Annotated in this window: 12 protein-coding genes; 3 read left to right on the top strand and 9 right to left on the bottom strand. The window is 72.1% G+C overall.

Translation table 11 applies throughout. The features are described 5' to 3' along the window. Nucleotides 1-41: 41 nt before the first annotated feature. On the bottom strand, nucleotides 42-713 hold the full coding sequence (nucS, locus tag QFZ64_RS23905) for an endonuclease NucS (protein WP_307068954.1): 672 nt from the start codon (nucleotides 711-713) through the stop codon (nucleotides 42-44). Nucleotides 714-1,012: 299 nt separating this feature from the next. On the opposite strand from nucS, the gene QFZ64_RS23910 reads away from it, so the two are divergent. Further along, nucleotides 1,013-1,405 (top strand): SCO5389 family protein, encoded by a 393-nt coding sequence (locus QFZ64_RS23910; RefSeq protein WP_307068956.1) that lies wholly within the window; start codon nucleotides 1,013-1,015, stop codon nucleotides 1,403-1,405. Nucleotides 1,406-1,545: 140 nt separating this feature from the next. On the opposite strand, the gene QFZ64_RS23915 is transcribed toward QFZ64_RS23910, so the two are convergent. Then, complete coding sequence (locus QFZ64_RS23915; RefSeq protein ID WP_307068958.1) at nucleotides 1,546-2,607, bottom strand: LLM class flavin-dependent oxidoreductase; 1,062 nt, start codon at nucleotides 2,605-2,607, stop codon at nucleotides 1,546-1,548. 202 nt (nucleotides 2,608-2,809) lie between these two features. On the opposite strand from QFZ64_RS23915, the gene QFZ64_RS23920 reads away from it, so the two are divergent. Then, nucleotides 2,810-3,142, top strand: a complete 333-nt coding sequence (locus QFZ64_RS23920) for an ATP/GTP-binding protein (RefSeq protein ID WP_307068960.1) — start codon at nucleotides 2,810-2,812, stop codon at nucleotides 3,140-3,142. Between the two features lie 45 nt (nucleotides 3,143-3,187). On the opposite strand, the gene QFZ64_RS23925 is transcribed toward QFZ64_RS23920, so the two are convergent. The 7 genes from QFZ64_RS23925 to mce all read right to left on the bottom strand — a co-directional run bounded on the left by QFZ64_RS23925 (nucleotide 3,188) and on the right by mce (nucleotide 13,032). Continuing rightward, nucleotides 3,188-4,057: an ABC transporter permease subunit gene (locus QFZ64_RS23925; protein WP_307068962.1), complete on the bottom strand. Its 870-nt coding sequence runs from the start codon at nucleotides 4,055-4,057 to the stop codon at nucleotides 3,188-3,190. Continuing rightward, a complete protein-coding gene (locus QFZ64_RS23930) occupies nucleotides 4,054-5,376 on the bottom strand; it encodes an ABC transporter ATP-binding protein (RefSeq protein WP_307068965.1) in 1,323 nt (440 codons plus the stop codon). Before QFZ64_RS23930 ends, QFZ64_RS23925 begins: the two co-directional genes overlap by 4 nt. Nucleotides 5,377-5,526: 150 nt before the next feature. Continuing rightward, the gene (locus QFZ64_RS23935) at nucleotides 5,527-6,297 is read right to left on the bottom strand and encodes an ABC transporter permease (protein WP_307068967.1); all 771 of its coding nucleotides are present in this window, start codon (nucleotides 6,295-6,297) and stop codon (nucleotides 5,527-5,529) included. Between the two features lie 2 nt (nucleotides 6,298-6,299). After that, nucleotides 6,300-7,262, bottom strand: a complete 963-nt coding sequence (locus QFZ64_RS23940; protein WP_307068969.1) for an ABC transporter ATP-binding protein — start codon at nucleotides 7,260-7,262, stop codon at nucleotides 6,300-6,302. 142 nt (nucleotides 7,263-7,404) lie between these two features. Further along, a complete protein-coding gene (locus tag QFZ64_RS23945; protein ID WP_307068971.1) occupies nucleotides 7,405-8,340 on the bottom strand; it encodes a cellulose-binding protein in 936 nt (311 codons plus the stop codon). 182 nt (nucleotides 8,341-8,522) lie between these two features. Then, a complete protein-coding gene (scy, locus tag QFZ64_RS23950; protein ID WP_307068973.1) occupies nucleotides 8,523-12,368 on the bottom strand; it encodes a polarized growth protein Scy in 3,846 nt (1,281 codons plus the stop codon). Nucleotides 12,369-12,591: 223 nt separating this feature from the next. Then, nucleotides 12,592-13,032, bottom strand: coding sequence for a methylmalonyl-CoA epimerase (gene mce / locus QFZ64_RS23955; protein ID WP_307068975.1), 441 nt, complete (start codon nucleotides 13,030-13,032; stop codon nucleotides 12,592-12,594). A gap of 158 nt (nucleotides 13,033-13,190) precedes the next feature. Here mce and QFZ64_RS23960 point away from each other — a divergent pair, with 158 nt between their 5' ends. Continuing rightward, entirely contained in the window at nucleotides 13,191-14,393 is a 1,203-nt protein-coding gene (locus QFZ64_RS23960) for an acetyl-CoA C-acetyltransferase (RefSeq protein ID WP_307068976.1), read from the top strand. The last annotated feature ends 21 nt before the right edge of the window (nucleotides 14,394-14,414 follow it).

Below are 14,414 nucleotides of genomic sequence, written 5' to 3' on the forward strand. Positions count from 1 at the left end.
TGATCAGGGGCACGGGGAACCGCGCGAGAAAAAAACGGAGGTCAGAACAGGCGGAGTTTGTCGTCCTCGATGCCGCGGAGCGCGTTGTAGTCGAGGATCTGGCAGCGGATGCCACGGTCCGTCGCCAGCACCCGTGCCTGCGGCTTGATCTCCTGCGCCGCGAACACCCCCTGCACCGGCGCCAGATGCGGATCCCGGTTCAGCAGATCCAGGTACCGCGTCAACTGCTCGACGCCGTCGATCTCGCCCCGCCGCTTGATCTCGACGGCGACGGTCCCGCCGTCGGAGTCCCGGCACAGGATGTCGACCGGACCGATCGCCGTCATGTACTCGCGCCGGATGAGCGTGTAACCGTCTCCGAGCGTCTCGATGCGGTCCGCGAGCAGTTCCTGAAGGTGTGCTTCCACGCCGTCCTTGATCAGCCCGGGGTCCACCCCGAGTTCGTGCGAGGAGTCGTGGAGGATCTCCTCCATCGTGATGATGAGCTTCTCGCCCGCCTTGTTGACGACGGTCCACACCCCGGCCTCGTCGCCGCTGCCCTCCTTCAGGGTGCAGGGTGGAGACATCCAGTTCAGAGGCTTGTAGGCCCGGTCGTCCGCATGGATCGACACACTGCCGTCGGCCTTCACGAGGATCAGACGGGGCGCCGGAGGAAGGTGGGCGGTGAGCCGGCCCGCGTAGTCGACGGAGCACCGGGCGATGACGAGACGCATGGTGCGCAACGCTACTCGACGCGCCCGCCCCCGCGCGATCCGCCCATGCCCGCGGACTATTCGCGCACGTCGGCGGCGTTGCTGCCGTCTTCAATCCCCTTTTCGACCGGGCCTGTTCGCAGATGGCCGATTGTGTGCCCACAGGGGGGCGGCCGTATCCGCGTTTTCCTGGTGCGACCCCGTTTGGTTGCCTACCGTAGAAACTGGAGGTCGCGGGCCATGTACGCAGCGTGTTGGTGACGCGGCCTCTCCGCCCTGTCCGTCGGCCCCCGCGCACCGGGGGTGTGAGAGGAGAACCCATGTCGCTCGACGTCTCACCGGCCCTACTCGAGAAGGCCGAGCGAGGCGAGGTCGACGAAGCGGAATTCGTCGACTGCGTCCGGACCTCCCTGCCCTTCGCATGGGAGATGATCAGCTCCCTGGTGGCCCAGCTGAAGGTGGACGGCGGCCAGTTCGCCGACAACCAGACGCCGCCGCCGGACGAGCACGCGCGCGGCCAACTGCTGCGCGCGCTCGCCAGTGACGCGATACGTGGCGCGCTGCAGCGGCACTTCGGAGTGCGACTGGCCTTCCAGAACTGCCACCGGGTGGCGGTCTTCCCGCTGGACTCCTCGGTGGACGAACGCCTGGCCCGTTTCACCTCGGTCCGCAGCCAGTTGCTCAACCAGTCCCCGGAACTCCGGGACTGCTGAGCCGTGTGACGCGGTACGGCCCGCCGCTCCGGTGCGGAAGGAACGTGCACGGATGTATACCGACGTACGTGGACATAAGCGAACGTCGTGCGGGGAGTGATCCCCCTTCCTTCCGCGACGGAGCGGCGGGCACCCGGCCCCTACGGCGCGGCCGGTGACGGCGCCCGCGGCGGCCGTCCCAGCCGTGGAAGCACCTCCGCGCCCAGCCGCCGCACGTTCTCCTCGGTGGCCGCGAGGTCGCCCGAACCCTCCACGAGCAGCGCGAAGCGGGTGATGCCGGTCCGTTCCGACGTCGCGGCGAGGCGGTCGGCGCAGCGCCGCGGCGTGCCCACCGGGTGCAGCCCGCACAGCAGTTCCGTGTACGCCAGCGGATCGCGCATGGCACGCACCCGGCCGTCCACCGTGACATGGGCGCCGAGGCCCTGCCGCAGCCAGCCGGGCATCGCCTTGGTCAGCGTCTCCACCGCGTCGCCGTCGCGGTCGGCGACCTGGCAGACCCCGGCCGAGACATGGCCGGCGCCCGCGATCACGTCCCCGGCGACGCCCGCGGCCTGTGCGTGGTGTTCCCACAGGGACACCATCGAGGCCTTCTCCTCGTCCCCGCAGTGCATCCCGAGCAGCATCGGCAGCCCGCGCTCGGCGGCGAGCCGGACACTGGAGGGAGAGGTGCAGGCGACGACGACCTCCGGCCCCGGGTCCTCCGTGAGCGACTCCGAGGGGCGGGGCACGACGGGCACCTCACGGAAGGTGAATCGTTCCCCCGAGGCGGCGACGGCGGGTTCCGTCAGCCAGCGCACCAGCAGATCGAGTGATTCCGGGAACCCCTTCTCGTACGCCTCCAGGCCGGCGCCGAAGACCTCCAGGTCCACCCAGGGGCCGCCGCGGCCCACCCCCAGGGTGAACCGGCCGCCCGAGGTGAGGTGGAGCAGCGCGGCCTGTTCGCCGAGCGCCACGGGGTGCGCGGTGGGCAGCACGCTCACCGCCGTGCCGACGCGGAGCCGCCGGGTGCGGCCGAGCAGCAGCGCGGCCAGCGTGACGGCCGACGGGCAGGTGCCGTACGGCACGAAGTGGTGCTCGGCCAGCCAGACCTCGTCCAGTCCCGCCTCCTCGGCGACCTCCGCCGACCGTACGGCCCGGTGCAACGCCTCCCCGGGGCCCTGGCCCGGGAACTGGGCCGCCAGTACAAAACTTCCGACATGCATGGTGCTTCCTGCTTCCTTGGCTCCGACGTGGAGCTCCCCCGCAGGGCATAACTGCCTGACATGTGCCGAAGTCACGGCTTGACGGCGCACTTTGCGGATTGTCTTCTCAATGGGCCGCTCGGCCCCACTCGGCTCCTCGAAGGGGTCCCTCGGCGCCGCGTAACCTGGAGCGCACCCCGTACCCGGACCCGTGAGGTGTGCTGTGTCCCCGCGTCGCAACCGACCCAAGGGCGGCGGCTCGTCCGGCCGGAGCGCCGAGGAGGACGCGCCCGGCCGTTACGGCGGCTGGCACTCGACCGAGAGCTGGCAGGGCGAGGAGTGGATCGTGCGCCATGTCGCGGGCGCCTCGGCCCAGGGCAAGACCTACCGCTGCCCCGGCTGCGACCAGCTCATCCCCTCCGGCGTGCCGCACGTGGTGGCCTGGCCCGACCACTCGGGCGTGGACGAGCGCCGGCACTGGCACAAGGCGTGCTGGAACGCGCGGGACCGCCGCACCACGCGGGTGCAGCGGTCCCGTAACGCGCCCAGATTCTGAGACCGGCGGCGCGGGCCGGCCGTACGTCCCGCTCTCGCGGGCCGGTCAGACGTCCCGCTTCTCCAGCAGCGCGTACGCGCCGGCGAAGGCGACGGCGGTGATGCCGAGGACGATCCAGAGCGGGTCCCAGCCGTCGGGGCCGCTCTGGCTCAGCGAGTTCTCGTAGAAGATGCTGAGCTGGTTCGGGATCGAGTACTCGACCATCGCCTTCTGGATGCTGCGCAGGGGGCTGGCGATCAGGAACAGCGCGATCACCAGCGGGGCCAGCACCACCCCGATCATCAGCGTGATCGCACCCGCCGAGTGCCGGATCACCGAGCCGACCAGCAGCGAGAGCAGCCCGAGCAGCGCGACGTAGAACGACATGCCGACGGTCGCCTTCAGCCACTCCGCGCCGGTGGGCTCCCGGCCGCCGTGGTTCTCCAGGACCGACACCTGGAACAGGGCGACGACCGAGGTGGCCACCAGCGTCACCACGAACGCCAGGGTGAAGAACACGATCGACTTCGCCACGAGCACCCGGCCGCGGCCCGGGCACGCGGTCATGGTGGTGCGGATCAGACCGGTGCCGTACTCCGAGGCCGTGGTCAGCACCCCGAGGGTGATCACACAGATCGAACCGGTCAGCACACCGGGGAAGCCCAGAGCCAGCGCGGGCCCCCCGTCCAGGTCCTGGTCCGAGGCGGCGACGACGACCGTGATCAGCACGCCCAGGCCGAACATCAGCAACAGGTAGACCCCCATCGTCCACACCGTGGACCGCACCGTGCGGAGCTTGGTCCACTCGGCGGCGACGGCGTGCCCGAGATGAGTGCGCACGACGGGGATCGGCGAGGTGTACGCGGCGCCGGGCGCCGGGTGCCAGGAGGGAGCGGGCGCGGCCTGCTGCGGCATCGGGGGCTGGGGCGTACTCATCGGTTGTCCTCGCTGTCGCGCTCGGTGAGGTCGGCGGGGCCCGACGCGGCGGCGACCGCGTCGGCGGACGGGGCGGACCCGGAAGCCTCGGCGTGCACGGCGGGCCCGGCCGGCTCGGCGGCGGGCACCGGGGCCGGGGCACTGGCGGCCGGCGGCTGCGCGGCGATCGACCGGGGAGCCGGTGCCGCGGCGTACGGGTCGGGGCCGGCCGGCCCCGGGGCGCCCTGCGGCGCGTACGGGTTGGGCGGGGCGCCGTAAGGGGCCGCTCCGGACCCGCCCGGCCCGAACTGCTGGGGCGGCGGCGGGGCGTACCACCCCGGCTGCCCCTGTCCCGGCACCGGCACCGGTACCGGCGGCAGCGCCCCGGGCGGCAGCGGCTGCTGGAACCCGGCCTTCTGGTCGGTGGTCGAGCGGTAGTCGACGGCGCCCTGCGTCATCCGCATGTACGCCTCCTCCAGCGACGCCTGGTGCGGGGAGAGCTCCCACAGCCGCACGTCGGCGGAGTGCGCGAGGTCGCTGATCCGGGGCAGCGGCAGCCCGGTCACCCGCAGCGCGCCGTCCTGCTCCGGCAGGACGCGGCCGCCGGCCTCGGTCAGCGCGGAGCTCAGCTTCTCGCGCTGCTGCTGATCACCTTCGGGGGTGCGGACCCGGGCGAAGTCGGCGGAGTTGGCGGAGATGAAGTCCCGCACACTCATGTCGGAGAGGAGTTGGCCGCGGCCGATGACGACGAGGTGGTCGGCGGTGAGCGCCATCTCGCTCATCAGGTGGGAGGAGACGAAGACCGTGCGGCCCTCCGCCGCGAGGGACCTCATCAGGTTGCGCACCCAGAGGATGCCCTCCGGGTCGAGGCCGTTGACCGGCTCGTCGAAGAGCAGCACCTGGGGGTCGCCGAGGAGGGCGGCCGCGATGCCGAGGCGCTGGCCCATGCCGAGCGAGAAGCCCTTGGAGCGGCGTTTGGCGACGTCCTGCAGGCCGACGACGCCGAGCACCTCGTCGACGCGGCGCGGCGGGATGCCGGAGAGCTGCGCGAGACTGAGGAGGTGGTTGCGGGCGCTCCGCCCGCCGTGCACGGCCTTGGCGTCCAGCAGGGCGCCGACGTGGCGGGCGGCGTTCGGGAGCCTGCGGTAGGGGTGGCCGCCGATGGTGACATGACCGGCGGTGGGGTTGTCCAGGCCGAGGATCATGCGCATGGTGGTGGACTTGCCGGACCCGTTCGGACCGAGGAAGCCGGTCACCATGCCGGGCCGCACCTGGAAGGAAAGGTTGTGCACGGCCGTCTTGTCGCCGTAGCGCTTGGTCAGGCCGACTGCCTCGATCATTCTCCGCACCCATCGACAGGATCAGGACGTACGTATGTCGGGGCCGGACGCCCCCCGTAAGGGTTAGGAGAATAACGGGCCACTGACAGTTCCCGCCCGGTGACTACGGTTCGGGAACGCTCCCGCCCCGGGGGCGACGCGAGGTCTCCGTCACGCGTCCCGGCGGCGGAGCACCGCGTAGCCGCCCACGAGGGCCGCCACCACCCACAGGAGCATGATGCCGAGGCCGCCCCAGGGACCGTAGGGGGTGTCGTCGCCCACGCGGGGCACCACCTGCATGATGCGGCTGCCCGCCTGGTCGGGCAGGAACTGGCCGACCTTCTTCGTCACCGAGACGTTCCCCAGGATGTTCGAGATCAGGAAGAAGAAGGGCATCAGGATGCCGAGCGACAGCATCGGGGAGCGCAGCATCGCGGCCACCCCCATCGAGAACATCGCGATCAGCGTCATGTAGAGCCCGCCGCCGATCACCGCCCGCAGCACCCCCGGCTCGCCGAGCGAGGTCCGGTGCGGTCCGAGCATCGCCTGGCCGAGGAAGAACGCGACGAAGCTCGTCACCATCCCGACCACCAGGGCGAGCACGGTCGCCACCCCGATCTTGCTGAACAGGAACGTCGCCCGCCGCGGCACCGCCGCCAGCGACGTGCGGATCATGCCGGTGCTGTACTCGTTCGACACCACCAGCACCCCGAACACGATCATCGCGAGCTGCCCGAGCGTCATCCCCGCGAAGCTGACGAACGTCGGGTCGAAGGTGGCCCGGTCGCTCCGGCTCATGTCGCCGAACTCGTGCCGGGACAGCGCCGAGATGAGCATGCCGAGCGCGACGGTGACGACCACCGCCAGCGAGAGCGTCCACACGGTGGACGCCACCGACCGGATCTTGGTCCACTCGGAGCGGACGACCTGGCTCGCCGCCATCGTCAGCCCACCTTCTTCCAGGTCTCGCGGTTCTCGCCCCGGTCGCGGTCCGGCGCGGGCCCGGAGTGCGCGTGGTACTCCACGGACTCGGCGGTCAATTGCATGAACGCCTCCTCCAACGACGCCTGCTGCGGGCTGAGTTCGTGCAGGACGAGTCCGTGCCGCGCGGCCAGCTCGCCGATCCGCTCGGCCATGTCGCCGTCGATCTCCAGCGCCCCGCCGCCCGCCTCGATCACGGTGATCCCCGCGTCGTGCAGCGCGTCGAGGAGCCGCTCGCGCTGGGGGGAGCGGACCCGTACGAAGGCGCGGGAGTTGCGGGCGATGAAGTCCGCCATCGTGGTGTCGGCGAGCAGCCGGCCCTGGCCGATGACCACGAGGTGGTCGGCGGTGAGCGCCATCTCGCTCATCAGGTGGGAGGAGACGAAGACCGTACGGCCCTGGGCGGCCAGGGACTTCATGAGCGTACGGATCCAGTGGATGCCCTCGGGGTCGAGACCGTTGACCGGCTCGTCGAACATCAGGATCCGCGGATCGCCGAGGAGTGCGGCGGCGATGCCCAGGCGCTGACCCATGCCCAGCGAGAACCCCTTGGCCTTCTTGCGGGCGACGGACGTCAGCCCGACCGTGTCCAGGACCTCGTGGACCCGGGAGGCGGGGATGCCGTTGCTCTGCGCCAGGCACAGCAGATGGTTGTAGGCGCTGCGGCCGCCGTGCGTCGCCTTGGCGTCGAGGAGGGCACCGATGTACTTCAGCGGGTCCGCGAGCTCCTCGTAGCGCCGGCCGTCGATGCGGACGCGGCCCGCGGTGGGGCGGTCCAGACCGAGCATCATCCGCATGGTGGTGGACTTGCCGGCGCCGTTGGGGCCGAGGAAGCCGGTGACCACACCGGGGCGGACCGTGAAGGAAAGGTGGTCCACCGCCAGCTTCCCGCCGTAGCGCTTGGTCAGGCCCTCGAGCTCGATCATGCGTGTCACGCTAGAACGGCGGGAAGCCCTCCGCCACCCGAAATGGCGAAGGGCTTTCCACACCGTGCGGAAGGGGCAGCCTCCCGCGCTCTCCTGTGACTGCCGGGGCGTACGAGCCCGGACGCCGGAGCCCCGCGGAGCCCTACCGGGTCTGCTGGGCCGGTACCCCGCGGGAGACGGAGTCGTCCTCGGACGGGGAACCGGTGGCGGCCACCGCGGCACCCGTGAGCGTCGCCAGCATCTCGCGCACGTTGGTGAGCTGCGCGTTGATCGAGTCGCGGCGGTTGGTGAGGGCGGCCAGCTCGCGCTCCGATTCCGAACGGATGCGGTCGGCCTTGGCGTTGGCGTCGGCCACGATGTCCTCGGCCTGTCGCTGGGCCGTCTCCACCGTCTGGCGGGCGCGGCGCTCGGCGTCCGTGCGCAGCTTCTCCGCCTCCAGGCGCAGCTGCTCCGCGCGGTGCTCGATCTCCGCGAGACGCTTCTCGGCCTTGGCCTGACGCGAGGCCAGGTCGCGCTCGGACTGCTCGCGGCGCTTGGCGAGGTTGGTCTCGAAGTCGGCGGCGGCCTGCGCGGCCTTGGCGCGCGTCTCCTCGAAGAGGGCGTCCGCCTCCTCGCGCTTGGACTGCGCGTCCTTCTGGGCCTCGGAGCGCAGCTGGGAGGCGTCGCTCTTGGCCTTCTCGACGATCCGGACGCCCTCGTCCTCGGCCTTGGACTTGCGCTCGGCGGCGAACGACTCCGCGTCGTTGCGCACCTGCTGGGCCGCCGACTCGGCGAGCTCGCGGTGCTGCTCGGCGGCGCGCCGGGCCTCCTCGCGCAGGTCCTTCGCCTCTTCCTCGGCGAGACGCAGGATCTTCTCGACGCGCGCACCGAGACCGGCGTACGACGGCTCGGCGTCGGTGACCTGGGCCTGGGCGTTCTGCGTCTCGAGGTGGAGCTCCTCGATGCGCTTTTCCAGTGCGGTGATGCGGGCCAGTGCGCTGTCACGGTCGGAGACGAGCTTGGAGATGCGTTCGTCCACCTGAGCGCGGTCGTACCCACGCCGCACAAGCTCGAAGCCGTAGGGGGAAGTGTCGCTCATGGGGTTCCTGTCGAAAGAGACCGGTGAGGTGATAGAGGGAATCCTAGGGGCCGAAGCGGTGTGTCATCGAGCGGATACGTGTTTGATCTGGAGAATGACACCTCTTTCGGGTGGCTGACCGCCGGAACCCTTGCCGACACCCGTGTGTTACGCCCCGTCGAGTACGGAATGTACAGCCCTGGCTACCCCTCTGACGCCTTGCCACCCGAACGAGGACCGACGACGGCCGCCGCCTTGGCTCCGCCGTCCTTGCCGCCGCCCGGTGCCTCGAAGGACTCCAGGGCCTCCAGCACGTCCTGCACCCGGGAGATCTCGGCGTTGATGTCCTGTCGCCGGCGCACCAGGATCTCCAGCTCCCGCTTGCCCTCCTCGACCGCCTGCCGGGCCTCGCGGATCGCCTCGGCCTTGATCTCCTCCGCCTCGGCGACCAGCGAGGTCTTCTTCTGCTCGGCCTCCTTGAGCAGCCCCTCGGCCTTCCGCACGGCGGCGATGCGCACCTTGCTCGCCTCCGAGTTGGCCTCCGACATCAGCTCCTCGGCCTTGTCCCGGGCCTCGGCGAGCTGCTCCTCGGCCGCCTTCACCAGCGCGTCGCACCGCTCGCCCGCCGACTTCATCGCCTCGGCCGACTCGCGCCGCGCCCGCTCGTGCAGCTCCTCGATCTCGGTGGTGATGCGGTCGCGCAGCTCCTCCGCCCGCTCCCTTATGGCCGTCGCGTCCCGGCGCGCGCCCACCAGCAGCTCGTCGGCGTCCGCGCGGGCCCGCTCCACCAGGCCGTTGCCCTCGATGGTCGCCTCCGAGACCAGCCGGTCGGCCTCCGTGCGGGCGGCGCCCACCATGCTGTCGGCCTGGGTCTCGGCGTCCGCCGTCGTCCGCTGCGCGTTCTGCTGGGCGTCCGCGAGGAGCTTGTCGGCCTCCGCCGCCGTCTCCGTGATGAGGGTGTCGACCTGCTCGGCCGCCTCCGAACGCCGCTTGTTGGCCTCCTTGCGGGCCTCGTCCAGCGTCCGCTCGGCCTCCTCGCGGGCCTGGGCGGTGACCCGCTCGGCCTCCGCCCGCATCCGCTCCGCGTGCTGCTGGGCCGAGCCGACCGTCTCGGCGGCCTCGGCGCGCAGCCGCTCCGCCTCCTCGGAGGCGTCCCCGACCAGCCGCTCGGCCCGGGCCACGGACTCCGCCCGCACCCGCTCCGCCTCGGCGTTCGTCTCGGTCAGGACCCGCTCGGCCTCGGCGTTGGTCTCCGTGGTGAGCCGCTCGGCCTCCGACCGCGCCTCGGTGATGAGGGTGTCCGCCTGCGTCGCCGCGTCCGACCGCATGCGGTTGGCGTCCTCGCGCGCCTCCGCGCGGGTCCGCGCGGCGTCCTGCTCCGCGTGGGCGATGGCGTCCGAGGCCTCGGTGCGCACCCGCTGGGCGTGGTCCGCGGCGTCCGCGCGCACCCGCTCCGACTCGGCGGCCGCCTCGGCGAGCGTGCGCTCCGCCAGCGAGGCCGCCGTCTCCCGCTCCTCGGCCGCCTCCCGGCGCAGCCGGCTCGCGTCCTCCGCGGCCCGCTCCCGCTCGGCGTAGGCGTCGGCGCGGACCCGGTCGGACTCCTCCTCGGCCTCCCGGCGCGTACGCTCCGCCGCGTGCTCGGCGGCGCTGCGCAGTCCGGCGATCTCCTCCTGCGCCTGCTCGTGCAGACCCGCCACCGCGTCGCGTACCTGCTGGGCGGTCTGCTCGGCGGCGGTGACCATCTCGGTGGCCCGCCGGTCCGCCTCCTCCACCAGCCGCTCGGCCTCGGCCTGCGCCTCCTCGACGCGGGCCCTGGCCACCGCGAGGAGCTCCTCGCTCTGCTCGCCGGCCCGCTCCCGCTCCTGGTCGGCGTCCCGGCGCGCGGCGCCGAGCAGTTCCTCGGCCTCGCGGCGACGACGGGCGGCCTCCTCCTGCGCGGCCGCCAGCGTCTCGGTGGCCTCCTTGTTGAGCCGCTCGGCCGCGGCCTGCGCCTCGGCCCGCACCCGGTCGGCGGTGTCCTGCGCCTCCGTCTTGAGCCGCTCGGCCTCCGCCGCCGCCTCCGAACGCAGCCGTACGGCGATGGCCTCGCCCTCGGCGCGGGAGGCGGACGCGTCGGCCACGGCCTCGTCGCGCAGCCGCTCGGCCTCCGCCTCGGCCTGCGCCTGGAGCGTACGGATCCGCTCGGCGGCCTCCGTGCGCAGCCGCTCGGTCTCCTCGACGGCCTCGCGGCGCAGCCGTTCGGCCTCCTGGTGGGCGTCGCTCAGCGCCTGCTCGGCGGCGGTGACCCGCTGCTCGGCCTCCTCCTTGAGCCGTGTCAGCTCCTCGGCGGCCTCCTCGCGACGGGCCTCGACGCCCCGCTCGGTCTCCTCGCGCAGCTCGCGCGCGGCCCGCTCGGCGTCCTCCTTGAGCGCCTCCGCCTGCTCGGTGGCCTCGGCGCGCTGCCGCTCGGCCTCCTTGCGGGTGCGCTCCAGGGTCTCCTCGGCCTGCCGGCGCAGGGTGGAGGCCCGCTCGATGGCCTCGGTGCGCACCTTCTCGCTGTCCGTGGCCGCCGTGGCCCGCAGCTCGTCCGCGTCCGCCTTGGCCTTGGCCAGCAGCTCCTCGGCGGTCTTGGCCGCCTCCTCGATCTGCTGGACGGCCTCCCGCCGTGCCTCGGCGCGGATCTTCTCGCCCTCGGCGACCGCGTCGGCCCGCAGCTGCTCGGCCTCGCCGCGCAGCCGGCGGGCCTCCTCCTGCAGCTCGACCGTCTTGGCCCGGTACTCCTTGGTGTCGTCCTTCGCCGCGCCCTTGAGCTCCTCGGCGATGTCGTGCGCCTCGGCACGCAGTCGGTCCGCCTCGGCCTCCGCCTCGCGGCGGATCCGTTCGGCCTCCTCGGCGGCGGCCCTGGTGGTCGCTTTGGCGTCCTCCGACGCCTTGTTCAGCACGTCCTCCGCCGTACGGGCGGTCTTGGCGAGCTGGGAGGCGGTCTCCTCGGCGGTGATGCTGCGGGCCTTCTCCGCGGCCTCCGCGACGATCTTCTCCGCCTCGGCGCGAGCGTCCGCGACGACCTGCTCGGCCTCCGTCCTGGTGGACTCCGCCTCCTTGGTGGCCTCGCTGACCAGCCGGGCGACCTGCTCCTTCGCCGTGCGGGTGCGCTGCTCGTTGGCCGACTCCGCGCTCGACAGCGCCTTCGCGGCGGCCTCCTTGGCCTCCGCGACGACCTTGTCGGCCTCGGCGCGCGCCTCGCGCAGCGCCGCCTCGGCCTCGCTCATCCGCTGCTCGGCGCCCCGGCTCAGCTCGGCGGCCTGGCGGCGCGCGGCGTCCGACTCCGACGCGGTGCTGGAGCGGAGCTGCTCGGCGTGGTCGGTGGCCTCCTGCGCCTGGGTGGAGGCGGCGTTCAGCAGCCGCTCGGCCTCGGCGCGGGCCCGCCGCAGGATCTGGTCGGCCTCCGCACGGGCCGCCTCGGCATCACCCTGGAGCCGCTGGCGGGCCTCGGCGGCGATCCGCTCGGCCTCGGCGCGGGCGGTGGCCAGCGACTGCTCGGCCTCGGCCCGCGACTCGTCCAGCAGCCGCCGGGCCTGCGACTCGGTGCGGGCCCGCAGCTGCTCGGCCCACGCCACGTTCTCGTTGACGTGCGACTCGACGGTCTGCCGGCGCTCGGCCAGCTCCTGGTCGAGCTGCTGGCGGCGGTTGACCGCCTCCTGGTGCAGCTCCGCCTGGAGCCGCGCGGCCTGCTCGGCGTGTTCCTGCAGGATGCGCTGGGTCTGCGCGCGGGCCTGACTCAGCTCCCGCTCCGCCTCGCTGCGCAGCTGGTCGGCCTGCGCCTGGGCGTTGCGGAGCATCTGCTCGGCCTGATAGCCGAGGTCCGTCCCGTCGTAGGCGGGCCGGGACATGAGCGTGCGGCGCGCCTCGTGCAGCTTGGCGCGCAGCACCTCGACCTGGTAGCCGAGGTCCTCGGCGTGCTGGATCGCCTTTTCCCGCTCGGTCTTCAGCCGTTCCATCTCGGCCTCGAACCGAGAGAGGTGGTCGACGTCAGCCGCCGGCTCTCGCTCCTGGCGTTCGTAGCCCCGCACTGCGCGGTCCCATCCGTCCCCTGGTCGCAAGCTTGATCAACCGAGCACCGTCCATCCGCCGAACGGGGCCCCCGGGGAATGGTGTCAGATTCAACGGCGGAGCACGGGCTGCTGCCCCGACGCTCGTCCCCCGAAACCCGGACCCCGGCAAGTGGCCACGCGCTCCCGCAGACACACGGGAGGCACGACCGCCCCCAACCCTACCGGCCCTTATGTACGTCGGTCAGTGCTCCGCCGACTCAACAGCCGCCGAAGTGACCAGTTCTGTCAGTACGCCATGACAGTCCTTCGGGTGCAGGAAGGTGATCCGCGACCCCATGGAGCCGCGCCGTGGCTCCTCGTACAGGACGCGGACGCCCTTGTCCCGGATGTCCGCCGCCTCGGCGTCGACGTCCGCCGTGCCGAAAGCGATGTGGTGCACCCCCTCGCCATTTTTGGCCAGCCACTTGGCGACGGTGGAATCCTCGCGGACGGGTTCGAGCAGTTGCAGGTAGGAGGCGCCGCCGTCGTCGGTGCCGTTGATCCGCAGCATGGCCTCGCGGACCCCCTGTTCCTCGTTGACCTCGGTGTGGAACACCTCGAAGCCGTACGTGGCCCGGTAGAACTCGACGGTCGCGTCGAGGTCGTGACAGGCGATCCCGATGTGGTCGATTCGCGTCAGCATGGTGTCAGTGCAGCGCTACGGCGACGGTTACGCAACGTGCGCGCGATCACACCGTAAGGACGATGACGGCACGGAGTGCCACTCAGTACCTTGGAAGTGAACCCTCGTTCACTCCCACTCACTCCTCGGCAGTGCAGCCGGTAAGGGGATCGCAGCTCATGACCCGAACGAACAGCAATACCTCGGTGATCGTCGCGGGCGCGCGGACGCCCATGGGACGGTTGCTGGGCTCCCTGAAGTCCTTCTCCGGAGCCGATCTCGGCGGCTTCGCGATCAAGGCCGCCCTCGACCGTGCGGGCATCGGCGGCGACCAGGTGCAGTACGTGATCATGGGCCAGGTGCTGCAGGCGGGAGCGGGGCAGATCCCGGCGCGGCAGGCCGCGGTCAAGGCCGGCATCCCCATGAGCGTGCCGGCGCTCACGATCAACAAGGTGTGCCTGTCCGGCCTCGACGCCGTCGCGCTCGCCGACCAGCTCATCCGCGCCGGAGAGTTCGACGTGATCGTGGCCGGCGGCCAGGAGTCCATGACCAACGCCCCCCACCTGCTGCCGGGGTCCCGCGAGGGCTTCAAGTACGGCGCCGTGCAGATGCTCGACGCGATGGCGTACGACGGCCTCACCGACTCCTTCGAGAACATCGCCATGGGGGAGTCCACCGAGAAGCACAACACCCGCCTCGGCATCCCCCGCGAGGCGCAGGACAAGATCGCCGCCCTGTCCCACCAGCGGGCCGCCGCCGCGCAGAAGAACGGCCTGTTCGAGGCCGAGATCACCCCCGTGGAGATCCCGCAGCGCAAGGGCGAGCCGGTCATCTTCAGCAAGGACGAGGGCATCCGCCCCGAGACGACCGCCGAGTCGCTCGGCAAGCTGCGGCCCGCGTTCAGCAAGGACGGCACGATCACCGCGGGCTCCTCCTCGCAGATCTCCGACGGTGCCGCCGCCGTCGTCGTCATGAGCAGGGCGAAGGCCGAGGAGCTGGGCCTGGAGTGGATCGCCGAGATCGGCGCCCACGGCAACGTGGCCGGGCCGGACAACTCGCTGCAGTCCCAGCCGTCGAACGCGATCCGGCACGCGCTCGGCAAGGAGGGCCTGGACGTCACCGACCTCGACCTCATCGAGATCAACGAGGCCTTCGCCGCCGTGGCCGTGCAGTCAATGAAGGACCTGGGAATTTCCTCCGAAAAGGTGAATGTGAACGGTGGCGCGATCGCGCTCGGCCACCCCATCGGCATGTCCGGCGCACGGCTCGTCCTGCACCTGGCGCTGGAGCTCAGGCGGCGCGGTGGCGGGGTCGGCGCGGCGGCGCTGTGCGGCGGCGGGGGTCAGGGCGACGCGCTGATCCTGCGGGTCCCGGGCGCCTGACGGCCGCCCTTCGCGTAGGTC

The organism is Streptomyces sp. B3I8 (assembly GCF_030816915.1).
Lineage (GTDB): Bacteria > Actinomycetota > Actinomycetes > Streptomycetales > Streptomycetaceae > Streptomyces.